Origin of the sequence: Streptomyces sp. DH10, assembly GCF_029813805.1 — a bacterium.
GTDB classification, from domain to species: domain Bacteria; phylum Actinomycetota; class Actinomycetes; order Streptomycetales; family Streptomycetaceae; genus Streptomyces; species Streptomyces coeruleofuscus.
The window spans coordinates 124,626-146,527 of the sequence record NZ_JARVKU010000022.1 but is presented as its reverse complement, the minus strand read 5'-3'; the positions used below and the strand labels follow the sequence as shown (position 1 = coordinate 146,527).

General features: G+C 70.6%; 22 protein-coding genes and 2 tRNA genes. 13 read left to right on the top strand and 11 right to left on the bottom strand.

Translation table 11 applies throughout. The features are described from left to right. Nucleotides 1-49: 49 nt before the first annotated feature. The 3 genes from QC385_RS34880 to QC385_RS34870 all read left to right on the top strand — a co-directional run bounded on the left by QC385_RS34880 (nt 50) and on the right by QC385_RS34870 (nt 1,985). Nucleotides 50-511: a molybdenum cofactor biosynthesis protein MoaE gene (locus QC385_RS34880; RefSeq protein ID WP_279545359.1), complete on the top strand. Its 462-nt coding sequence runs from the start codon at nt 50-52 to the stop codon at nt 509-511. A gap of 61 nt (nt 512-572) precedes the next feature. Further along, nucleotides 573-791, top strand: a complete 219-nt coding sequence (locus QC385_RS34875) for a hypothetical protein (RefSeq protein WP_010047638.1) — start codon at nt 573-575, stop codon at nt 789-791. 102 nt (nt 792-893) lie between these two features. Beyond that, nucleotides 894-1,985 carry a YlbL family protein gene (locus QC385_RS34870; protein WP_279545358.1) on the top strand — a complete coding sequence of 364 codons (1,092 nt, stop codon included), beginning with the start codon at nt 894-896 and terminating at the stop codon, nt 1,983-1,985. 45 nt (nt 1,986-2,030) lie between these two features. Here QC385_RS34870 and QC385_RS34865 read toward each other — a convergent pair whose 3' ends face one another. After that, nucleotides 2,031-2,573, bottom strand: a complete 543-nt coding sequence (locus tag QC385_RS34865) for a PPA1309 family protein (RefSeq protein WP_279545357.1) — start codon at nt 2,571-2,573, stop codon at nt 2,031-2,033. A gap of 163 nt (nt 2,574-2,736) precedes the next feature. Here QC385_RS34865 and QC385_RS34860 point away from each other — a divergent pair, with 163 nt between their 5' ends. The 4 genes from QC385_RS34860 (at nt 2,737) to QC385_RS34845 (ending at nt 8,096) form a co-directional block, all read left to right on the top strand. Beyond that, nucleotides 2,737-5,685 (top strand): UPF0182 family membrane protein, encoded by a 2,949-nt coding sequence (locus QC385_RS34860; RefSeq protein ID WP_279545389.1) that lies wholly within the window; start codon nt 2,737-2,739, stop codon nt 5,683-5,685. A gap of 57 nt (nt 5,686-5,742) precedes the next feature. Continuing rightward, a tRNA-Met gene (locus tag QC385_RS34855) sits at nt 5,743-5,816 on the top strand. Nucleotides 5,817-6,050: 234 nt separating this feature from the next. Further along, a complete protein-coding gene (locus tag QC385_RS34850) occupies nt 6,051-7,874 on the top strand; it encodes a tetratricopeptide repeat protein (protein ID WP_279545355.1) in 1,824 nt (607 codons plus the stop codon). 148 nt (nt 7,875-8,022) lie between these two features. Then, nucleotides 8,023-8,096, top strand: a tRNA-Met gene (locus QC385_RS34845). A 48-nt stretch (nt 8,097-8,144) separates the two neighbouring features. Here QC385_RS34845 and QC385_RS34840 read toward each other — a convergent pair. From QC385_RS34840 to QC385_RS34825, 4 genes are all read right to left on the bottom strand, one after another. After that, nucleotides 8,145-9,308 carry an ABC transporter substrate-binding protein gene (locus QC385_RS34840; RefSeq protein ID WP_279545353.1) on the bottom strand — a complete coding sequence of 388 codons (1,164 nt, stop codon included), beginning with the start codon at nt 9,306-9,308 and terminating at the stop codon, nt 8,145-8,147. Nucleotides 9,309-9,352: 44 nt separating this feature from the next. Continuing rightward, a complete protein-coding gene (locus QC385_RS34835; protein WP_279545352.1) occupies nt 9,353-10,216 on the bottom strand; it encodes an ABC transporter permease in 864 nt (287 codons plus the stop codon). After that, nucleotides 10,213-10,980: an ABC transporter ATP-binding protein gene (locus QC385_RS34830; protein WP_279545351.1), complete on the bottom strand. Its 768-nt coding sequence runs from the start codon at nt 10,978-10,980 to the stop codon at nt 10,213-10,215. The genes QC385_RS34835 and QC385_RS34830 overlap by 4 nt, the downstream gene beginning before the upstream one ends. A 151-nt stretch (nt 10,981-11,131) precedes the next feature. Continuing rightward, nucleotides 11,132-11,548, bottom strand: a complete 417-nt coding sequence (locus QC385_RS34825; RefSeq protein ID WP_279545350.1) for a Fur family transcriptional regulator — start codon at nt 11,546-11,548, stop codon at nt 11,132-11,134. Between the two features lie 145 nt (nt 11,549-11,693). Between QC385_RS34825 and QC385_RS34820 the strand changes: the two genes are divergently transcribed. Further along, nucleotides 11,694-13,145, top strand: coding sequence for a catalase (locus QC385_RS34820; protein ID WP_279545349.1), 1,452 nt, complete (start codon nt 11,694-11,696; stop codon nt 13,143-13,145). 70 nt (nt 13,146-13,215) lie between these two features. Here QC385_RS34820 and QC385_RS34815 read toward each other — a convergent pair whose 3' ends face one another. Beyond that, the gene (locus QC385_RS34815) at nt 13,216-13,608 is read right to left on the bottom strand and encodes a CBS domain-containing protein (protein WP_279545348.1); all 393 of its coding nucleotides are present in this window, start codon (nt 13,606-13,608) and stop codon (nt 13,216-13,218) included. A gap of 132 nt (nt 13,609-13,740) precedes the next feature. Continuing rightward, nucleotides 13,741-14,541, bottom strand: a complete 801-nt coding sequence (hisN, locus tag QC385_RS34810) for a histidinol-phosphatase (protein WP_279545347.1) — start codon at nt 14,539-14,541, stop codon at nt 13,741-13,743. A gap of 261 nt (nt 14,542-14,802) precedes the next feature. Here hisN and QC385_RS34805 point away from each other — a divergent pair, with 261 nt between their 5' ends. Next, on the top strand, nt 14,803-15,408 hold the full coding sequence (locus tag QC385_RS34805; RefSeq protein WP_279545346.1) for a TetR/AcrR family transcriptional regulator: 606 nt from the start codon (nt 14,803-14,805) through the stop codon (nt 15,406-15,408). Nucleotides 15,409-15,415: 7 nt separating this feature from the next. On the opposite strand, the gene QC385_RS34800 is transcribed toward QC385_RS34805, so the two are convergent. The 4 genes from QC385_RS34800 to QC385_RS34785 form a co-directional block, all read right to left on the bottom strand. Then, nucleotides 15,416-15,739 carry a DMT family transporter gene (locus QC385_RS34800; RefSeq protein WP_086600180.1) on the bottom strand — a complete coding sequence of 108 codons (324 nt, stop codon included), beginning with the start codon at nt 15,737-15,739 and terminating at the stop codon, nt 15,416-15,418. A 147-nt stretch (nt 15,740-15,886) separates the two neighbouring features. Beyond that, the gene (rsgA, locus tag QC385_RS34795; protein ID WP_279545345.1) at nt 15,887-16,897 is read right to left on the bottom strand and encodes a ribosome small subunit-dependent GTPase A; all 1,011 of its coding nucleotides are present in this window, start codon (nt 16,895-16,897) and stop codon (nt 15,887-15,889) included. Nucleotides 16,898-16,914: 17 nt separating this feature from the next. Beyond that, nucleotides 16,915-18,231, bottom strand: a complete 1,317-nt coding sequence (gene aroA, locus QC385_RS34790; RefSeq protein WP_279545344.1) for a 3-phosphoshikimate 1-carboxyvinyltransferase — start codon at nt 18,229-18,231, stop codon at nt 16,915-16,917. Nucleotides 18,232-18,340: 109 nt separating this feature from the next. Then, complete coding sequence (locus QC385_RS34785) at nt 18,341-19,063, bottom strand: M50 family metallopeptidase (protein ID WP_279545343.1); 723 nt, start codon at nt 19,061-19,063, stop codon at nt 18,341-18,343. Between the two features lie 50 nt (nt 19,064-19,113). On the opposite strand from QC385_RS34785, the gene QC385_RS34780 reads away from it, so the two are divergent. The 4 genes from QC385_RS34780 to rsrA all read left to right on the top strand — a co-directional run bounded on the left by QC385_RS34780 (nt 19,114) and on the right by rsrA (nt 21,856). Beyond that, entirely contained in the window at nt 19,114-19,929 is an 816-nt protein-coding gene (locus QC385_RS34780) for an SOS response-associated peptidase (RefSeq protein ID WP_279545341.1), read from the top strand. Nucleotide 19,930: 1 nt separating this feature from the next. Beyond that, nucleotides 19,931-20,605 (top strand): alpha/beta hydrolase family protein, encoded by a 675-nt coding sequence (locus QC385_RS34775; RefSeq protein WP_279545340.1) that lies wholly within the window; start codon nt 19,931-19,933, stop codon nt 20,603-20,605. A gap of 256 nt (nt 20,606-20,861) precedes the next feature. Continuing rightward, entirely contained in the window at nt 20,862-21,548 is a 687-nt protein-coding gene (gene sigR, locus QC385_RS34770; RefSeq protein WP_279545339.1) for an RNA polymerase sigma factor SigR, read from the top strand. Then, nucleotides 21,545-21,856 (top strand): mycothiol system anti-sigma-R factor, encoded by a 312-nt coding sequence (gene rsrA / locus QC385_RS34765; RefSeq protein ID WP_033314427.1) that lies wholly within the window; start codon nt 21,545-21,547, stop codon nt 21,854-21,856. Before sigR ends, rsrA begins: the two co-directional genes overlap by 4 nt. Nucleotides 21,857-21,902: the final 46 nt, after the last annotated feature.

The window sequence follows — 21,902 nt, the reverse complement described above, 5'->3', positions numbered from 1 at the left end:
GTCGATAGCTCTATTCCGCGCTGTCGGCCGCGTGCGGCACGATGGTGGCATGGCAACCACGAGCGATCACCCGGGCGAGCAGGCCGCGCAGGAACCGATCAGGCTGATCGGGATCCGCGACACGGCCCTTTCCGTGGACGAGGTGTTCCGTGCCGTGGGGGACGACGCGGCCGGCGGCACGGCGCTCTTCGTGGGCACTGTGCGGAACCACGACGGGGGTGCCGACGTGGCGGAGCTGGGGTATTCCTGCCACCCCAGTGCCGAGGCCGAGATGAGGCGGATCGCCGAGAAGGTCGTCGCCGAGTTCCCGGTGCGGGCGCTGGCGGCCGTGCACCGGGTGGGGGACCTCCGGGTCGGTGACCTCGCCGTGGTCGTCGCCGTCTCGTGCCCGCACCGGGGGGAGGCCTTCGAGGCCTGCCGGAAGCTGATCGACGACCTCAAGCACGAAGTGCCCATCTGGAAGCACCAGAAGTTCTCCGACGGCACCGAGGAATGGGTCGGCGCCTGCTGAATCCGGTACGCAGCCCTCCGGTTGCGTAACCGGACCCCTGGCGTGAGCGTTGTCACTGCGGATGGTTAATCTGCTGATCAGTCAGTTGCGGACGCTCAAGGGGTTGGAGGTCGGCATGGCGGCGCTCGCCTGGTTGCTGATTCCGCTTGTGGCTGCGATCGGCGCGGGCCTCTGGGGCAGTTGGGCCAACCGGACTCGCAAGGTCCGTGGCGACGGCCCGGAGCTCATCGGTTACGCCCGCTTCCGCGAGGCCATGGAGAAGCCCCGGCCGGGTAGCTGACGGCCAGGAAAAGCGCAGGTCACAGGCGTGTGAGCCCGCGGGGCCGTCCCGGACGGGCGGCCCTGACGGTGCGCTGACAGGACCGTCCCGTACTGTCGAGTCATGCCACGCCGCACCGCGACGATGCTCGCCTCCACCCTGATGCTGATCGCGCTCCTGTGCGCGGGAGTGTTCATCCCCGTGCCGTATGCGGAGATGTCCCCGGGGCCGACGGTGAACACGCTGGGCGATCACGGCGGCGAGCCGGTGCTCCAGGTCTCGGGGCGGAAGACGTATGCGGCCAGTGGCCATCTGAACATGACGACGGTCCGGGTCACCAGCGCCGACTACCGGATGAACCTGGTCGAGGCCGTCTACGGCTGGCTCGCGCATGACAACAAGGTGGTACAGCACGAGACGCTCTACCCGGACGGCAAGACCGAGGAGCAGTCCACGCAGGAGAACGCCGAGGAGTTCAGCCAGTCCCAGGAGAGCGCCAAGGTCGCCGCGCTGAAGGAACTCGACGTTCCGGTGAAGTCGTGGGTCATCGTCTCGACGGTCGTCAAGGGATCCCCGGCCGAGGGCGAGCTGCACGCCGGGGACGTGATCAAAGCCGTGGACGGTACGGCGGTGAAGGAGCCGGCCGACGTCGCGAAGCTGGTCACGAAGCACAAGCCGGGCCAGAACGTCCGCTTCACGATCGTTCCCGCCAAGGAGCAGACCGCGGCGGAGAAGGAGAAGCGGACGCCGACGAAGACCGAGGACATCACCATCACCACGACGACCTCGGACGACGCCGGCGAGAAGCGGGCCATCGTGGGGATCTCCGCGGGGACCGACCACACGTTCCCGTTCACCATCGACATCAAGCTGGCCGATGTCGGCGGGCCGAGCGCCGGTCTGATGTTCGCGCTCGGCATCTACGACAAGCTCACGCCGGGCAGCCTGACCGGGGGCAAGTTCGTGGCCGGTACGGGGACGATCGACGACGAGGGCAAGGTCGGCCCGATCGGCGGCATCGAGATGAAGACCGTGGGTGCGCGGGCCAAGGGCGCGCAGTACTTCCTGACGCCCGCGGACAACTGCGAGGCCGCCGCCAAGGACACCCCCGAGGGCCTCACCCTCATCAAGGTGGACACCATCGAGGACGCCCTCGGCGCTCTCAAGGACCTGCGCAGCGGCGACACCGCCGATCTGCCGAAGTGCGGCACCTGAGCCGCCGAGCCGGCACGGGCGACCGGCCCGGGGCGCGCAGCCGCCCTAGTCCTCGAAGGTGGCCGCCAGTGCCTCCGCCAGGCCCGGTACCAGGTCGGAGCCGGTGAGGACCTCCGTCGGGGAGTCCTTCTCGCGCAGGCGCAGGGCCGACTCCCGGGTGCCGTCCCGCAGGACCGCGACCGTCATGCGGACCTCCTGGCGGTCCGGGTGGTCCGCCACCCACTTCGTCAGCGCGGCCTCGTCCAGGCCCTGCGGAACCTGGGCCTCCGCGGACGGCGGCAGCATCAGGCGTTCCACGGCGAGGGCGCAGCCGGCCACCGAATCGGGCCAGGCGATGGTGGCGAGGAACTCGTCCAGCGGCTTGCCCGTTGGAATTTCGTCCTGCTCGATCGGGGTGAGGCCGGAGCTCTCCGACTCGTCGCCCAGACCGAGCCGGTCCGCGAGCGAGGGCTGTTCGGCCCGGAGCCGGGAGGTGTCGACGAGTGCGAAGAGGCGGGCCGGCTGGTCCCAGCCGAGGCCGGAGACGTACTCGTCGATCTCGAGCACGGCCCGGGTGAGCGGGTTCGCCGCCATGGGAGTGTTGGACATGGTCACAATCCTGCCTCGTTCCCGACCGGAATCGGGAACCGAGTAAACGGTGAGTAAGTTGCATAGGTGGGGGCCCGCGATCACGGGGGCCGCTGACGGCCCGTGAAGACGCGGGTCTGACGAATCAACAGCGAACTTCGAGGTGCGCACCTTGGCTTTCCAGATGCCGGACCGCGGCGGAGGCCCTTCGGGGCCGCGGATGAGAGTGGGCCGCCCGTCCCGGCGTGTCCGGACCCTGCTCATGACACTGGGCGTCCTGGCCGCCCTCGGCATGGTGTTCACCATGTTCGCGGGCTTTTGGACGGACTGGCTCTGGTACCGGTCGGTGAACTACTCGTCGGTCTTCACCACCACCCTGTGGACCAAGATCGGGCTCTTCTTCGTCTTCGGTCTGCTCATGGCCCTCGCGGTCGGCTTCAACATCTGGCTGGCGCACCGGCTGCGGCCGCCGCTGAGTGCCATGTCCATGGAGCAGCAGAACCTCGACCGCTACCGGATGAGCATCGCGCCCTACAAGAAGTGGCTGCTGCTCGGGATCACGGCCCTGGTGGGCCTGATCGCCGGCGCCTCCGCGTCCGGCCAGTGGCGGACCTGGCTGATGTGGGTCAACGGCGTGGCCTTCGGTCAGAAGGACCCCCAGTTCAAGCTGGACGTCTCCTTCTACGCCTTCGACCTGCCCTGGTACCGGTTCATGCTCGGCTTCGGCTTCGCCGCCGCCATCCTGTCCGTGATCGCCGCCGCGCTCACGCACTACCTGTACGGCGGGCTGCGCGTCACCAGCCCCGGTGCCCGCGCGACGGCGGCGGCCACCGGGCACCTGTCCGTGCTCATCGGCATCTTCGTGGCCCTCAAGGCGGTCGCGTACTGGCTCGACCGGTACGGCCTCGCGGTCAAGTCCAGCGACTTCAGGGCGACCGACAACTGGACGGGCCTGAGGTACGTCGACGCCAACGCCTACCTGCCGGCCAAGACGATCCTGTTCTGCATCGCCGTCATCTGCGCGCTGCTGTTCTTCGCCACCATCTGGCGGCGCACCTGGCAGCTGCCCGTGATCGGCTTCGGTCTGATGGTGCTGTCCGCGATCCTCATCGGCGGCCTCTACCCGGCGATCGTGCAGAAGTTCCAGGTCCAGCCCAACGAGCAGGCCAAGGAAGCGCCGTACGTCGAGAAGAACCTCGAGGCGACGCGCAAGGCCTACGGCATCGACGGCACCAAGGTCACGGACTACTCGGGCACGAGCAAGACCGAGGACAAGACCACGCTGCGCGACGACGTCGGCTCCACGGCGAGCATCCGGATCATGGACCCGAACATCGTCTCGCCGACGTTCCAGCAGCTCCAGCAGATCAGGAACTACTACGCGTTCCCGAACAACCTGGACGTCGACCGCTACGCCAAGGACGGCAAGGAGCAGGACACGGTCATCGGCCTGCGTGAGCTGAACCTGGCGGGCATCCCGAAGAAGAACTGGATCAACAACCACTTCCGTTACACCCACGGGTTCGGAGTGGTCGCCGCCCAGGGCACCAGCGCCGACGCCCAGGGCCGGCCGAACTTCACGGAGTCCGATCTGCCCTCCGAGGGCGACCTCGGCACTTACGAGCAGCGGATCTACTACGGCGAGAAGACCGACACGTACTCGATCGTCGGCGGTCCCCAGAAGGAGATCGACTACTCCGACGACAACGGCGAGAAGACCACCAGCTACAAGGGCGACAGCGGAGTCAACCTCTCCAACCCGGTCAACCGGGCCGCGTACGCGGTGGCGTTCGGCGAGCCGCAGATCCTGTACTCGGGTGCCATCGGCGAGGGTTCGCGGATCCTGTACAACCGCACGCCCAAGGAGCGCGTCGAGGCGGTCGCCCCCTGGCTGACCATCGACGGCGACGCCTACCCGGCGGTGGTGAACAACCGTATCCAGTGGATCGTCGACGCGTACACGACGACCAACGGCTACCCGTACTCCTCGCGTACGACCCTCGGGGACACGACGGCGGACTCGCTGACCGCCGCCAACACCAACCGCGCGGTGGTGGCCCAGCAGAACCAGGTCAACTACATCCGCAACTCGGTGAAGGCGACCGTCGACGCGTACACCGGCGAGGTCAAGCTCTACCAGTGGGACACCAAGGACCCGGTCCTGAAGACCTGGATGAAGGCCTTCCCGGACACGGTGCAGCCCAAGGGCGAGATCTCCAAGGACCTGATGGACCACCTGCGCTACCCGCAGGACCTGTTCAAGGTCCAGCGGGAGCTGCTCACGCGCTACCACGTCAGGGACGCGACGACGTTCCTCAGCGGCAGCGAGGTCTGGCAGGTGCCGGACGACCCGACGAACCGGTCGGGCAACGCGGTGCCGCCGTACTACCTGAGCATGAAGATGCCCGACCAGCAGGCCCAGTCGTTCTCGCTGACGACGACCTTCACGCCCAACGGCCGGGACAACCTCAGCGCGTTCATGGCGGTCGACGCCGAGGCGGGCACCAGTGACTACGGCAGGATCAGAATCCTGAAACTGCCGACGAACACGACGGTCAACGGACCCAAGCAGGTCCAGAGCCAGTTCAACTCGCAAGAGGAGATCGCCGAGTCCATCAGGCTCCTGAGAGGCGGCGACTCCGAAGTCGAGTACGGCAACCTGCTGACGGTGCCGCTCGACGGCGGACTGCTCTACGTGGAGCCGGTCTACGTACGCGGTGGTGGACTGAAGTACCCGCTGCTGCGGAAGGTGCTGGTCACCTACGGAGGCCAGACCGCCTTCGAGAACACGCTCGACGAGGCCCTCAACAAGATCTTCGGACAGGAGGGGCAGGCTCCCGAGCCACCGGACGAGGGTGACACCACGACGCCACCGCCGACGTCCGACAACCCGACGGTCCAACAGGCCCTGGAGGACGCCCAGAAGGCGTTCGACGCGGGCCAGGAGGCCCTGAAGGAGAACGACTGGGAGGCGTACGGCCGGGCGCAGAAGGACCTCGAGGACGCTCTGCGGCGGGCCGAGGACGCGCAGGCCCAGGACGGCCGCGGGGGTGCCGGGGGCGGCGAGAGCAAGCCCAGCGCCAGCCCGAGCCCGAAGCCGAGCGGCAGTCCGAGCCCCAAGCCGAGCAGCTAGGGGCCTGGCCTGGTCAAACGCCCACCCCGCGCCGTGATACGGTTGTGAACACAACGGCGCGGGGTGGAGCAGCTCGGTAGCTCGCTGGGCTCATAACCCAGAGGTCGCAGGTTCAAATCCTGTCCCCGCTACTGAAATCGCGAAGTCCGAGTGACGGAGCGACCACGAAGGCCCGGATTCCACAAAGGAATCCGGGCCTTCGTGATGTGTGAACGCATGTGCTGGCCTGGGCTGCGGCCGTGCCGCCGTGGGGAGTTGGGCGATCTGTGTTTGACTTGTCTCTCTGTGGGCATGTCGACAAAACGCTGTAGTGACCTCACTGGCTGCGGTATACCAGGTGTACCCAGGTTGCAGGTGGTGCGACGATGGACGTTATGGGGGACAAGGCAACTCTGTTCGAGACAGGGCGTTTTGTGCAGCCTTCCAGCCGGGAGGACACCGACACCCCGGACGAGACCGGGGAGATCGCCGACGAGGCGGCCGAGGAGCTGCGTCAGCGGCTCGCCGCGGAGGCCGGCGACGTCGAGGCGATGAGTGTCCTCGGGGCCATGCTGCTGCGCCGTGGTGATCTCGACGGTGCCGAACCCCATCTGCGTGCCGCCACCGCCGCGGGCGACCGGGCCGCCGCCAACAACCTCGGAGTCCTGCTCCACCAGCGCGGATACGCCGACGAGGCCGCCGGCTGGTGGCGGATCGCCGCCGTCGCCGGGTCCGCGGCGGCCGCGCACGCCCTCGGGCGGCACCACCGCGAGCGCGGCGACGAGCCCGCGGCCGAGTACTGGCTGCGCCAGGCCGCGGAACAGGGGCACACCCTGGGCGCGTACGCCCTCGCCGACCTGCTGGAGCACCGCGGTGACGCCGGGGCCGAGAAGTGGATGCGGGTCGCAGCCGAGCGCGGGCACCGGGAGGCGGCGTACCGCCTGGCCCGGGCGCTGGACCGGAAGGCGGCGCGGGAGGCCGACGGTGACAGCGGTGTCCAGGTGCTGGACGAGGTCGAGCAGTGGTACCGGCAGGCCGCCGCGCGCGGTCACCGGCGGGCCGCGCTGCACCTCGGGACGATCCTGGAGAAGCGCGGCGAGCTCAAGGAGGCCGGACGCTGGTACCTGACGTCCGCCAAGGACGGCGAACCGCGTGCCGCCTGCGCGCTCGGGTTCCTGCTGCGCGACGCCGGCGACACCGAGAACGCCGCCGTGTGGTGGCTGCGGGCCGCCCAGGACGGCGACGGCAACGCGGCGAACGCGCTGGGCGCACTGCACGCCGAGCGGGGCGAGACCCAGACCGCCGAGCGCTGGTACCGGGCCGCGATGGACGCGGGCGACGTGAACGGCGCCTACAACCTCGGCCTGCTCTGCGCTGAGCAGGGACGCACCGCGCCGGCCGAGCAGTGGTACCGGCGCGCGGCCTACGCCGGGCACCGGGAGGCCGCGAACGCGTTGGCGATCCTGCTGCTGCGGGCCGGGGACGAGAAGGGCGCGGAGCCGTGGTTCTCCAAGGCCGCGGAGGCCGGGAGCGTGGACGCCGCCTTCAACCTGGGCATCCTGCACGCCGGCCGGGGCGAGGAGCGGGCCGCGCTGCGCTGGTACGAGCGGGCCGCGGCCGCCGGGCACACCGAGGCGGCGCTCCAGGTCGGCATGGCCCGGCTGCGGGACGGCGACGAGCAGGAGGCCGAGCGGCATCTGCGCTGTGCGGCCGGGGGCGGGAGCGCCGAGGCCGCGTACCGGCTGGCGACCGTGCTCGACGCGCGCCGGCCGCCGGAGCCCGCGCACGAGCTCGGGGAGCCGGTGCACCGGCGCAGCGAGTGCGAGGAGTGGTACGAGAGAGCGGCCTCGCAGGGGCACCGGCGGGCGCAGGTGCGGGTGGGCATGCTCGCGGCGGCCCGGGGGGACGTCGCCGAGGCGGCTCGGTGGTACCGGGAGGCGGCCGAGGCCGGGTCCCGCAACGGCGCGTTCAATCTCGGGCTGCTGCTGGCCCGGGAGGGCAGTGAGCCCGAGGCGGCGGTGTGGTGGACGCGGGCGGCTGACGCCGGGCACGGTCGGGCGGCGTTGCGACTGGCCCTGGTCTACGCGCGTCGGGGTGAGCTGGCGGAGGGGCAGCGGTGGGCCGACCGGGCGGTGGCGTTGGGGCCGGCGTCCGTGGCGGAGCGGGCGGCCCGGCTGCGGGATGCGCTCAGGCAGGAGCTGTCTGCCTGATGCCGGGTCCCGCGACTGCGGGCTGCATGGTGCTCGGCGTTGGTGTCCTTGAGGCACTGGCGGAGGCACGACTGTCCGCAGCTCAGTGGGGCTGAAGCTAAGCGATTTGCATCCGCCCTCCGCGTTGACGTAACGTTGCATTCACCGACGCGGGGTGGAGCAGCTCGGTAGCTCGCTGGGCTCATAACCCAGAGGTCGCAGGTTCAAATCCTGTCCCCGCTACTGAAGGCCGAGGGCCGGAATCCGAAAGGGTTCCGGCCCTCGGTGTATCTACCGGCGGTGTCCCACCGCCTCCTCGTAGAGGGAGCGGGTCACCGTCCGCGACTCGGGGAGCGAATCGCCTTCCGCCACGCCCTGGGCGCGGTAGGCGGACTGGAGGCGGTCCGTCGTGCCGGTACGGATTTCCCAGTCCATGCGGAGCGACGGCGTCGAGCGCAGGATCGTCTCGTCCGTCTTCAGAAGCTTCGCCAGGTATGTGACGAAGCTCTCGTGCTTCTTGTAGTCGGCCGCGAAGTACGTGTTCACCGTGCGGATGTACGCCCGCAGCAGTGCCACTCCCGCGTCCACGTCGTCGTCCAGCAGGCTCGGGCCGTAGAGCATGCCGCCCAGGGGCTCGCCGGGGGGCTGGCCGCCCAGGAAGGCGTAGCCGGGTTCGCCGTCGACCCGGCGCCACACGGGGTCGAGCAGCCACGCCGAGTCGACGCCGCCGTTCTCCAGGGCGGTAAGGACGTCGGCGGAGCCCAGTTGCTGGTAGCGGATCCGGTCGAGGCCGCCGCCGTGCCGCTCCAGGGCCTGTTCCATGGGATAGGCGATCACGGAGCCCTTGCCGATCATCGTGCCGAGCTTCCGGCCGGCCATCCGGACGGCGGTCGCCGTCTCGCCGTCCTTCAGCCGGACCCACAGCCCGCTCTTGGACTTCGGGTCGGGTGAGAAGTTCCCCGCGACCCAGCGGATGGCGAATCCGCCGCGGATGCCGTTCATGACGGCTGCCTCCGGGGCCGCCCAGAGCGCGTCGACCTCGCCCTTGGCCAGCAGCGGGAGTGCCTCGGGCGTCGGCAGCACCTTCAGCGTGACGTCCAGGCCCTCCTTGGCGAACTCGCCCTTGTCGAGGGCGACGCGCAGGGGCGCCGCGTACTCGGCGCCGAGTGTGCCCGTCGCGATGGTCAGCTCGCGGGACCCGGGGAGCCGCTGGGCGGGCGGGGAGCCCGGGCGGCAGCGGGCCGGGGTGCGGTCGGGGGCGAGGTCGGCCGGGTCCGTCCAGGAGCCGGCGCCGCACCCCTCGACCGGGCGGACCGTGCGCGTTCCGGCGTCCGCCTTCGGCGTGGAGGTCCCGGAGGGCGGCGACGAGCAGGCCGCCGAGGCCAGCAGCGCGGCCGCGAGCAGGGCGAGGCCGTAGGTGCGTCCCCTCGTGGCTGTCCCCGTACGTCCCCTCACGACTGCCCCCGTACGTCCCCTCACGACTGTCCCTTTACGTCCCTTCATGTCTGGCCCCGCCCCCGGTCGCGCGGAGCCCATGGGGTGAGCAGCCGGCCGACGAAGCGGACCAGCTCGGAGAAGAGCACGCCCAGGACGGCGACGCAGACGATGCCGACGAACATCACGTCGTTCTGGAAGAGGGCGCGGGAGTCGAAGATCAGATGGCCGAGGCCGTCGGTCGCGGCGATCTGTTCCGAGGCGACGATCACCAGGACCGCCACCCCCGCCGCGATCCGCGCGCCGACCAGGACGGCGGGCAGCGAGGCGGGGAGCAGGACGTGGCGGAACATCTGCCACGGCGAGGCGCCGAAGACCCGCCCGGCGTCGCGGTGGCCGTCGGGGACCGCCATGACCGCCGACATCGTGGAGATCCAGACGAAGAAGAAGACGGTGGCGGCGACCAGGGCCACCTGCGGGCCCTCGCCCAGGCCGAACATGTTCAGGAAGACGGGGAGCAGGGCCAGCTTCGGCACGACGTACAGGGCGTCCAGGAGCGGTTCCAGGGCGGCCCGTACCAGCGACAGCGAACCCATCAGCAGGCCCAGGAGGTAACCCGCCGCCGTGCCGACGGCATAACCGGCCAGGACGCGCCTGAGCGTCGCCCACACGTCCGGCCACAGATCACCGGCCGCGGCCCGGTCCCAGCCGTCGGCGAGGATCGTGGACGGCGCCGGGTAGACGCGGTCGTCGATCCAGCCCCGGACCGCCGCCAGCTGCCAGAGCAGTACGAGAAGGAGGGGTACGGCCGCAGCGAGGGACAGTTCCAGGGCGCGGCGGCGGCGATGGGTGCGTGCGGGGTGCAGTTCGCGGGGGCCCGGGCGGCGGACCAGGACGGAGGCCTTCGCCTCAGGAGCGACGGTGGTCATGCGGGCACCGCCTCCTTGCGCAGCAGGTCCCACAGCTCGCTCTTCAGCGCGGTGAACTCGGCGGTGGCGCGGACGTCGCCGGTGCGGGGGCGCGGGAAGGGCGGGCGGTGTTCGGCGATGATCCGTCCCGGGCGGGCGGACATCACCAGGACGCGGTCGCCGAGGACGATCGCCTCCTCCAGGCTGTGCGTGATGAACAGGGTCGTGGTGCGCAGCGCCTGGGTGATCTCCAGCAGCTCGTCCTGGAGGATCGTGCGGAGCTGGGCGTCCAGGGCGGCGAAGGGCTCGTCCATCAGCAGCACTTCGGGCTCGACCGCCAGGGCGCGGGCGATGGCGACGCGTTGCCGCATGCCGCCGGAGAGGGCCGCCGGGTAGGCGTGCGCGAAGTCCGCGAGGCCCGTGCGGGCCAGCCAGTCGGCGGCCCGGGCGTTCGCCTCCCGGCGTGGGACGCGCTGGACGTCGAGACCGAAGCGGACGTTGGCCTGGACGGTCTTCCAGTCGTAGATGCCGTAGTCCTGGAAGATCATGGCCGCCGGGCGCGGACTGGACGTACGGATCTCCAGCGTGCCGGTGCTGGGCCGGAGCAGACCGGCGGCGATGCGCAGCAGGGTGGACTTGCCGCAGCCCGAGGGGCCGACGAGGCAGACGAACTCGCCCGGCGCGACGGTCAGGTCGAGGGGGCCGAGGGCCCCGACCGCGCGAGGGCCCCGGCCGAAGATGCGCGTCAGGTCATGGGCGGTGACTTTCGGATACGGCTCTCCCACTTCGGTCTCCTCGCGGAGTGCGGAACGGACTGGTGGGTGCCGTTGACCATATGACGACCCGTCAGATACGGGAAGTGCGCGGGCAGCGCGAAGCCCCGGCACCCATGGGTGCCGGGGCTTCGCGTGAGAAGGCGGGGGGAGGCTGGGTGTCCTAGGCGGCCGCGCAGTTCGGGCAGACGCCGCGGTACGTCACCTCGACGTCCGAGACCGTGAAGCCGAAGCGCTCCGAGTCGGGGAGGTCGGCCAGCGGGTTGCCCGCCGGGTGCACGTCGCGGATCGCGCCGCACTGGGCGCAGACCAGGTGGTGGTGCGGCTGGTGGGCGTTCGGGTCGTACCGCTTGGCGCGCTGGTCGGTGGAGACCTCGAGCACCTCGCCGAGCGACACGAGCTCGCCGAGCGTGTTGTACACGGTCGCCCGGGAGATTTCGGGCAGCTTGTCGACGGCCCGGGCGTGGACCTCGTCGGCCGTCAGATGGACGTGTTCGCCGTCGAGGACCTCGGCCACGACGCGCCGCTGCGCGGTCATACGCCATCCGCGTCCGCGCAGCCGTTCCAGAAGGTCGCTCATGGTCACCAGCCTAACAGCAAAAGGGACCAGGTCGCGAACAGGTGTGAAGTTAGAGTCTTGCTTGCTTTAGACAATGTCTATTGTAGGATCGAGACCGGATTTGGCCGAGGGGCAGGAACGGTCAGGAATGGCGCAGGAGGCAGACGTGACGCAGGGACCGCTTACGACGGAGGCCGGGGCTCCGGTCGCCGACAACCAGAACAGCGAGACCGCGGGTGCGGGCGGCCCGGTGCTCGTCCAGGACCAGCTCCTGCTGGAGAAGCTCGCCCACTTCAACCGCGAGCGCATCCCGGAGCGGGTCGTGCACGCCCGCGGCGCCGGCGCCTACGGCACCTTCACGGTGACCGCGGACGTCACCCCGTACACCCGTGCCGCTTTCCTCTCCGGAGTCGGCAGGGAGACCGAGGTCTTCCTGCGCTTCTCGACCGTGGCCGGCAACCTGGGGGCGGCGGACGCCGTCCGCGACCCGCGCGGCTTCGCGCTGAAGTTCTACACCGAGGAGGGCAACTACGACCTCGTCGGCAACAACACCCCGGTGTTCTTCATCAAGGACGCCATCAAGTTCCCGGACTTCATCCACACCCAGAAGCGCGACCCGTACACCGGCTCGACCGAGGCGGACAACGTCTGGGACTTCTGGAGCCTGTCGCCCGAGTCCACGCACCAGGTCACCTGGCTGTTCGGCGACCGCGGCATCCCCGCCTCGTACCGGCACATGGACGGCTTCGGCTCGCACACCTTCCAGTGGCAGAACGAGGCCGGCGAGGTGTTCTGGGTCAAGTACCACTTCAAGACCGACCAGGGGATCCGGAACCTCACCCAGGCCGAGGCCAACAGGCTGGCCGGTGAGGACCCGGACAGCCACCAGCGCGATCTGCGCGAGGCCATCGAGCGCGGTGAGTTCCCGTCCTGGACCGTGCAGGTGCAGATCATGCCGGAGGCGGACGCGGCGACGTACCGCTTCAACCCGTTCGACCTGACCAAGGTCTGGCCGCACGCCGACTACCCGCCGATCGAGATCGGCAGGCTGGAGCTCAACCGCAACCCGGAGAACGTCTTCGCCGAGGTCGAGCAGTCGGTCTTCAGCCCCGCGCACTTCGTGCCGGGCATCGGCCCGTCCCCGGACAAGATGCTCCAGGGCCGCCTCTTCGCGTACGGCGACGCCCACCGCTACCGCGTCGGCATCAACGCCGACCACCTGCCGGTGAACCGCCCGCACGCCACCGTGGCCCGCACCAACTCCCGCGACGGTCACCTCTACGACGGCCGCCACAAGGGCGCGAAGAACTACGAGCCGAACAGCTTCGGCGGCCCGTTCCAGACGGACCGTCCGCTGTGGTCCGCCACGGCCGTGAACGGCGTGACGGGCAACCACCCGGCACCGGTCCACGCCGAGGACGACGACTTCGTGCAGGCGGGCAACCTCTACCGGCTGATGGGCGAGGACGAGAAGGAGCGCCTGATCGCCAACCTGGCGGGCTTCATCGCCAAGGTCTCGCGGAACGACATCGTGGAGCGGGCGATCGACAACTTCCGTCAGGCCGACGGAGACTACGGCAAGCGGCTGGAGGCCGCGGTCCAGGCCCTGCGCGGCTGAACTCCAGCACTGGACCGCTTGCGGTAGGGACGGCCCGGGCCCTTTCGGGGAGCCCGGGCCGTTCGCGCTGTCAGGCGGGCACCTGCTGACGGGCCGGTGCCCAGCAGCGGATGATGTCGCGGACCGAGACGACGCCGGCGGGCTCGTCGTCCTCGAGCACGATGAGGTGCCGGAAGCCGCCGTGCGCCATGGCGGTGGCCGCCTCCTCCAGGGTCCAGGCCGGAGTGGCGAACACGACGTCGGTGGTGGTGTGGGCGTGGGCGCGTTCCGTGTCGGGGTCCTGGCCCTGGCCCACGGAGATGAGGATGTCGCGTTCGGTGAGGATGCCGATGCCGCCGGCGTCGGGGTCGTGGACGATGGCCGCGCCGACCTTCCGGGCGGCCATCAGCGCGGCGGCCTGGCGGAGGGTGTGGGTCGGGCCGATGGTCAGGACGACAGTGCTCATGGCGTCACGGACGAGCATGGATGGAGCCACCTCCTGGGAGTGTCCCCGCCGTTTGTTCATCTTTTCACAAGTTCACAAGCGGGCGGACTCCCAGAGTGACAGGCAAAGGGAGGGGCAACAAGGGGGCGTTCGGTAACAGAGGGCGCGCCCTCAGTAGCGCTGGTTGAGATACCCCAGCAACTCGTCGTGCAGCAGACCGTTCGACGCCGCCGCGTTGCCGCTGTGCGGGCCCGGGCGGGAGTCGAGTCCGGTGAAGGTGCCGCCGGCCTCGGTGACGATGATCGCGGTGGCGGCCATGTCCCAGAGCGACAGCTCCGGCTCGGCGCACATGTCGACGGCGCCCTCGGCGACCATCATGTAGGGCCAGAAGTCGCCGTACGCGCGCGTGCGCCAGACCTCGCGGGTGAGGTCCAGGAAGCCGTCCAGGCGGCCCTGCTCCTCCCAGCCGCTGAGCGAGGAGTACGCGAAGGAGGCGTCGGCGAGCTTTCCGACGCGGGAGACCTGGAGGCGGGTCGCCTTCGTGAGGCTGCGGCCGGAGAACGCGCCGTAGCCCTTCGCGGCCCACCAGCGGCGGCCGAGGGCGGGGGCGGAGACGACGCCGACGACGGGCTGGAAGCCGCCCTCGCCGGCTTCCATCAGGGAGATGAGCGTGGCCCAGACGGGGACGCCGCGCACGTAGTTCTTGGTGCCGTCGATGGGGTCGATGACCCAGCGCCGGGGACCGGTGCCCTCGACGCCGTACTCCTCGCCGAGGATCGCGTCCCTGGGGCGGGCGCGGGCGAGTTGGCCGCGGATGAGTTCTTCGGCGGCCTTGTCCGCTTCGCTCACCGGGGTCATGTCCGGTTTGGTCTCGACCTTGAGATCGAGTGCCTTGAACCGGTCCGTCGTCGCGGCGTCGGCGGCGTCGGCGAGGACGTGGGCGAGACGCAGGTCGTCGAGGTAGTCGGGCATGTAACGAACCTATCTGCCGAGGTGGGGGTGGGGCTACAGGGGGTTTGCGGGCGGGGGTGGGGGTGTTGTGGGGGCTCGGCGGGTGCGGGGTGCCGCGGCGTTTGGGCCGAGGGCAGGCGGCGGGCGACCCGGCTCAGCCGCCGGAGGCGCCCGCGCAGGTCGGCTCAAAGGCGCCCCCTGTGTGCGCCCGCGGACCCTTGACAGTGGTTTCGTGCGCGTCAAATCTGGGCGCAGTGCCGCTCGCCCCAAGGGGAGGCGTTGATGCCTGCAGCGCGGGAATCTCTACTGGACGCCGCTTACGCGGCGCTGGCGCGCCGGCCGTGGTCCGCCGTGCGGATGGTGGACGTGGCCGCGGCGGCGGGAGTGTCCCGGCAGACGCTGTACAACGAGTTCGGCAGCAAGGACGGGCTCGCCCGGGCGCTCGTGAGGAGAGAGGCCGACGGGTATCTCGCCGGGGTCGACCGGGCGCTCACCGGGCACAGCGACCTGCGCGACCGGCTCACCGCCACCGCCGAGTGGATCACCTCGGCCGCCCGCGAGAACGCCCTCGTCCGCGCCATGCTCACCGGCTGCTGGAGCGAATGGCTGCCGTCCCCGGCGCTGCCCGCCGTGCCCTCGACCTCCGCCGTACCGGCCCAGCGCCGCGCCGACGGCCCACTGCCGTCACCCGGTGACTTCGTCGCCCTCGTCCGCGACCGTGCCGTCACCGTCCTGGCGGAACCCGGCACCCCCAAGTCCGGCACCGCCGACCTGGCCCGCTCCTGTGAACTCGCCGTCCGGCTCGCCCTGTCCTGCGTGGCCGCGCCACCCGGCGAGGGCGGCGTCGCCGGCCTGGTCCGCGGCGCCCTTCAGCGCGAGGCCGGCTGACAGGCCGTCAGTGCGCCGACCCGGACAACTGAAGCCCGATCACACCGATGATGACGAGACTGATCGACACGATCTTCAGCGTCGACACCAGGTCGCCGAGGAACACCATGCCGTAGATCGCCGTGCCCGCCGCGCCGATACCCGTCCACACCGCGTACGCGGGACCCACGTCGAGCTTCTTCAGCGCCAGGGTCAGCAGGCCGAAGCTGCCGAGGGCGAAGACGCAGAAGGCGATCGTCGGCCAGAGCCGTGTGAAACCGTGCGACAGCTTCAGACACACGGCGAAGCCGGTCTCCAGCAACCCCGCCACTATGACCAGCAGCCACGCCATGAGTCGTTCCTCCCGTATCCCACGTTCAGCGACCGCTTAGTCAGTTTGAGCAAGTCCGCCAGATTCCTCAGCTTCTGGGCGATCTTGCATCCGGCTCGGTGCGATTATGCACTTACCGTCCGCACGCCATGACAAACAACGCGGAGGTCAGTCGCCTTCCTTCCGCTCCCGCGTGGCCAGCAGCCGCCGCAGCGAGTACAGCCGCGCCGGATCCGCGTGCCCCTCGGCCACCCACGCGTCCAGCGCGCAGTCCGGCTCGTCGTGGCTGCACGCGCGCGGGCAGCCCTCGGTGCCCGGCTCCAGGTCGGGGAAGGCGTGGATGACCTGGGACGGGTCCACGTGGTGCAGGCCGAAGGACCGCAGGCCCGGCGTGTCGATCACCCAGCCCTCACTTCCCGACAGCGGCAGCGCCAGCGCCGAGGTGGTGGTGTGGCGTCCGCGGCCCGTCACCGCGTTCACATGCCCGGTCGTACGCCGCTGATCTTCCGGCACCAGCGAGTTGACCAGCGTGGTCTTGCCGACCCCGGAGTGGCCGACGAACGCGGTGATCTTGCCGTCGAGCTGCTCGCGCACGCGGGCGAGGGCGGTTCCGTTCTGCAGTTCCTCGCGGCTGGTGACGACGTGGGGGATGTCGAGGTGGCCGTACAGCTCCAGCAGCTTGTCGGGCGGGGCGAGGTCCGACTTGGTCAGGACCAGCAGCGGGTCCAGACCGCCGGCGTAGGCCGCGACCAGGCAGCGGTCGATCAGGCGGGGGCGGGGCTCCGGGTCGGCCAGGGCGGTGACGACCGCCAGCTGGTCGGCGTTGGCCACGACCACGCGCTCGTACGGATCGTCGTCGTCCGCCGTGCGGCGCAGAACGGAGGTGCGCTCCTCGATGCGCACGATCCTCGCGAGTGAGTCCTTCTTGCCCGTCAGGTCGCCCACGATGGCCACCCGGTCGCCGACGACCGCGGCTTTGCGGCCCAGCTCGCGGGCTTTCATCGCCATGACCACACGGTCCTCGACGAGGCAGGTCAGGCGGCCCCGGTCGACGGTCAGGACGAGGCCTTCGGCGGCGTCCTCGTGCTTGGGCCGGATGTTCGTCCGGGGCCGGGTGTTCCGGCGGCCGGGACGGGTGCGGATGTCGTCCTCGTCGGTGTGCTTGCCGTAGCGGCGCATGACCTGATCCCCGTGTCCTACGCCCCGAGCATCCCGGTCCACAGGTCGGGGAAGCCGGGCAGCGTCTTGGCCGTCGTCGCCACGTTCTCGATCTGCACGCCCTCGACGGCGAGGCCGATGATCGCCCCGGCCGTGGCCATGCGGTGGTCGTCGTACGTGTGGAAGATCCCGCCGTGCAGCCGGCGGGGGCGGACGTGCAGACCGTCGGCGGTCTCCGTGACGTCACCGCCGAGTTCGTTGATCTCCTTGGTCAGCGCGGCCAGGCGGTCCGTCTCGTGCAGCCGCAGATGGGCCACGCCGCGCAGGGTCGACGGGGAGTCGGCGAGGGCCGCGACCGCCGCGACGCCCGGCGTCAGCTCGCCGACCTCGCTCAGGTCGACGTCGATGCCGTGGATCGAGCCGGAGCCGGTGAACACGAGCCCGAACTCGGTCAGTTCGCAGGAGCCGCCCATCTCGGTGAAGATCTCGCGCAGCCGGTCACCGGGCTGGGTGGTGCGGGACGGCCAGTCCGGGATGACGACCCGGCCGCCGGTCACCAGCGCGGCCGCCAGGAACGGCTGGGCGTTGGACAGGTCGGGCTCGATCGTCAGATCGCGGCCGAGCAGGGCGCCGGGCGTGACCCGCCAGACGTTGGGCTCGCCGCCCGACTCGGGCGTGTCCACCTGGGCGCCGACCGCGCGCAGCATGTCGACGGTCATGCGGATGTGCGGCATGGAGGGCAGCGTGGCACCGGTGTGGCGGACCTCGACGCCCTGGTTGAAGCGCGGGCCGGACAGCAGCAGGGCGCTCACGAACTGAGACGAGGAGGACGCGTCGATGGCGACCGTGCCGCCGTCCAGGGCGCCGCTGCCGTGCACGGTCAACGGCAGTGCGCCACGGCCGTCGTCGTCGATCCGGGCACCGAGCTGACGCAGCGCGTCGATGACTCCGTTCAGGGGACGCTCGTACGAGCGGGGGTCACCGTCGAAGCGGACGGGACCGTCCGCGAGCGTGGCGACCGGCGGCAGGAACCGCATCACCGTGCCGGCGTTGCCGACGTCGACCGTGGCCGGGCCGCGCAGGCCCGCGGGGAGCACACGCCAGGCCTCGCCGGTGCCGTCCGGGCCCACGCCCTCCTCGATCTCGATGCCCATGGCGCGCAGCGCGCCGGCCATCAGCAGGGTGTCGCGCGAGCGCAGGGGGCGGCGCAGCCAGCCCGGTTCGGAGGCGAGGGAGGCGAGGACCAGGGCGCGGTTCGTGACCGACTTGGACCCGGGCACGTGGACCGTCGCGTCGACGGCTCCGCTCGCGTGCGGGGCGGGCCAAAGGGCGGTGTCTGCGGTGTTCGGGGCCATGGCTTCACTTTATAAGGAGGCGGTGGCTCGGGTGCGGCGCCGTGGGGCCGGTCGCACCCGCGCGGCGGAGCCGCACCTCGGCACAGCCCCGGCGCCTGTGCGGGGCGCGTCACATCTCCAGGAGCCACCTGCCCCCACCGATCAGCGAGCACAGCGACACCGCGTGGAACAGGAACAGCCACAACCCCGCCGGCACGTGCGTCAGCCGCGACAGCTGGTCCGCGTCCGAGTCGCCCGCCCCGCCCCGCGACCGCTTGGCCTGGAGCTCGAACGCCGGACGCACCCCGCCGATCAGGAGGAACCACACCACCACGTAGGCGAACGCGGCCTGGACCTGCGGGCCGGCCAGCCAGGACACCAGGACGAACAGGCCGCCCGTGACGATCATGGTGAGGGCGCCGTAGGCGTTGCGGATCATCACGAGCATGGCCAGCAGCAGGGCCGTGGCCAGCCACAGCAGGAGCGTGATGCGCCCGGAGCCCAGCAGGGCCGCGCCGCCGAGGCCCAGCAGGGGCGGGGCGGTGTAGCCGGAGGCCGCGGTGAGGATCATGCCGATGCCGTACGGCTTGCCGCGGCTGACGGTCAGGCCGCTGGTATCCGAGTGCAGCCGTATGCCGGTGAGGGTGCGGCCGGTGAGCAGGGCCACGAGCCCGTGGCCGCCCTCGTGGGCGATGGTGATGGCGTTGCGGGAGACGCGCCACAGGCCGTGCGGGATCACCACGGCGAGCGCGGCCGCCAGGGTCGCGATCACGACCCACAGGTCGGGGTCGGGCTGGGTGCCGGAGACCTCGTCCCAGAGGGAGGCGAGGGAGGCGGTTGCGGTGCTGTCCATGTGCGGCGATGGCTCCCTGTGGGCGGATGGAATCTGGCAGTGTGGCACGTATGTGCGGACGGTATGCAGCGAGTCGTAGGCCAGAGGATCTCGCAGGAATCTTTGAGATCGAGAAGTGGGAGCCCGAGGAGACTCTGGAGCCCGACTACAACGTGGCGCCCACCAAAGAGGTCTACGCCGTCCTCGACCGCCCTGTGAAAGACGCGGACGACCCGCGCCCGGTTCGGCAGCTGCGCACGCTGAAGTGGGGGCTCGTCCCGTCCTGGGCGAAGACCCCCGAGGGCGGCGCCCGGATGATCAACGCCCGCGCGGAGACGGTCCACGAGAAGCCGTCCTACCGCCGCGCCTTCACCTCCCGGCGCTGCATTCTGCCCGCCGACGGCTACTACGAGTGGGTCACCGGCACGCAGGAGCGGGAGCTGGAGGTCGAGGGCAAGAAGAAGCGGCCCCGCAAGCAGCCCTACTTCGTGACCCCGGCGGACGGGTCGGTTTTCGCGATGGCCGGGCTGTACGAGTTCTGGCGGGACAAGACGCTGCCGGACGACCACCCGCAGGCCTGGTGGGTGACGTGCTCCGTCATCACCACCGAGGCCGAGGCGAGCCCGCTGGCGGTCTCCCCGGCGGACGGTCCGCGGACCCTGGCCGACATCCACCCCCGGATGCCGCTGATGCTGACGCCCGACCGCTGGGACGCCTGGCTGGACCCGTCCCGCACGGACGCCGACGACCTGCGCGAGCTGCTCGCCCCGCCGCCCGCCGGGCTGATGCGCGCCTATCCCGTCACGACGGCCGTCAGCAACGTCCGCAACAACGGCGCGGAGCTGCTGAAGGAGCTGGAAGGGCCGGAAGAGGGCACACTCTTCTGACGTGACGGATGCGAACGATGTGGCCCATGTGACCAATGCGGCAGAGGCGACCACCGAGATCGTCGAGACCGACGCCGGCCCCGCCAGAATCACCTGGCACACGGCGGAAAAGGCCCGGCTGGTCCTCGCCGTCAGCCACGGCGCCGGTGGCGGCATCGAGGCCCGTGACCTGACGGCCCTGGCCGCCGCCCTGCCCGCCCACGGCGTGAGCGTGGCCCGGGTGGAGCAGCCCTGGCGAGTGGCCGGGAAGAAGCTCGCGCCCGCGCCCAAGACCCTGGACCTCGGCTGGCGGGGCATCTGGCCCGCCCTCGCCGAGCCCGGCCTGCCGGTCGTGTCCGGCGGCCGCAGCGCCGGGGCCCGCGTCGCCTGCCGCACCGCCACCGAGCTCGGCGCCCACGCGGTCCTCGCCCTCAGCTTCCCCCTCCACCCGCCCGGCAAGCCGGAGAAGTCCCGTGCCGCCGAGCTGCTGGGTTCCGGGGTACCCACCCTGGTCGTCCAGGGCGGGAACGACCCGTTCGGCAAGCCCGGGGAGTTCCCCGAGGGGCCGTACGAGCTCGTCGAGGTGCCGCACGGCGACCACGGTTTCGCCGTCCCCAAGCGGGCGGAGATCACGCAGGAGGAGGCAGTGGCGGTCATCACGGACGCGGTCCTGGAGTGGACCGGGTCACTCGGGTAAAGCTTCGGGAATGCCGGGGCGGCGAGCACTGTTGTGCGGGACGTACGTGCTGGAGACCAGCACCGACGCCGTAGGAGAGGAAGTCCGCCGCATGGGTTCGACCTTCTGCCCGAGTCGCAGCAGCCGCGCCGACCTGGACTGGACGGTGCTGCACGCGGCCAAGACCGCCCCTATTCGGGCGGCGGGCGGACCGGATCGTCGTCTATCCTCCGATTCGGGTGAGACCGGTCTCGGTCTCACGAGAACACTGGAGGAGGTGGGTCCGGTCACTGGGACCGACGCAGGGACCGAACACGGCCAGGCGGAGCAGCCCGAGGGCCAGGGTGGCACGGGCGCGGAGACGGCCGCGGAGCGCAACGCGCGCTTCGAGCGGGACGCGCTCGAGTTCCTCGACCAGATGTACTCGGCCGCGCTGCGCATGACGCGCAACCCGGCCGACGCGGAAGACCTGGTGCAGGAGACGTACGCCAAGGCGTACGCGTCCTTCCACCAGTTCCGCGAGGGCACCAATCTCAAGGCGTGGCTGTACCGGATCCTCACCAACACCTTCATCAACTCGTACCGCAAGAAGCAGCGCGAACCGCAGCGCTCCGCGGCCGAGGAGATCGAGGACTGGCAGCTCGCCCGCGCCGAGTCGCACATGTCGACGGGCTTGCGCTCCGCGGAGTCGCAGGCGCTCGACCACCTGCCCGACTCGGACGTGAAGTCAGCGCTCCAGGCGATCCCCGAGGAGTTCCGCATTGCCGTGTATCTCGCGGACGTCGAGGGCTTTGCGTACAAGGAGATCGCCGACATCATGGGGACACCCATCGGTACGGTGATGTCCCGGCTGCACCGGGGACGCCGTCAGCTGCGCGGCATGCTGGAGGACTACGCCCGTGACCGCGGGATGGTCCCGGCCGGCGCCGGAGAGTCGAACGAAGCGAAAGGCTCGGGGTCATGAGCTGCGGAGAGCCGCACGAGACGGATTGCAGCGAAATCCTCGATCATCTCTACGAGTTCCTCGACCGTGAGATGCCGGACTCGGACTGCGTGAAGTTCGAGCACCACTTCGAGGAATGCTCGCCCTGTCTGGAGAAGTACGGGCTCGAGCAGGCCGTGAAGAAGCTGGTCAAGCGCTGCTGCGGGCATGACGACGTGCCGGGCGACCTGCGCGACAAGGTCATGGGGCGGATCGAGCTGATCCGCTCCGGCCAGGCCGTCCCCGAGCAGGACGTCACGGCCTCGCCTGCCACGCCGCAGGAATCCTGACACTCCTGCGCTTTTCAACTACCCCGCCTCCAAAGGGGTAGTCATC